At 62.2% G+C, this 246-nt stretch carries 1 protein-coding gene; it reads right to left on the bottom strand.

All coding sequences use genetic code 11. The features are described from left to right. Window positions 1–246, bottom strand: a 246-nt coding sequence (locus AC3II9_RS22280) for a hypothetical protein (RefSeq protein ID WP_489158935.1), incomplete at both ends; no start/stop codon positions are given.

The raw sequence follows: 246 nt of genomic DNA, 5'->3' as shown, positions 1-246 counted from the left end.
GCCCAGCGGCGCGCCTCATAGAGGTCGTCATTGATCGATTCCCACTTGTGGGAGACACGGGAGCATCCGTCATTGATCAGGCGCGCCAATTCGGGATGGTCATGGAAATCCTCGTGGGCCTGTTCGAGCGTGTCCTCGACGGTCAGCACGAGGAGAGGATGCCAGCCTGCCGGATATTGGCAGTCGAGAAAGATGCGTTGAGCCTGGTCTGGACTGAGACGGCGGCGGGCATAGGCCCACGCGCGC

The sequence above is a fragment of the Lysinibacillus sp. RU7 genome (genome assembly GCF_057837305.1).
Note: the sequence above shows the minus strand (reverse complement) of the source record. Positions and strands in the feature narration are given on the sequence as shown.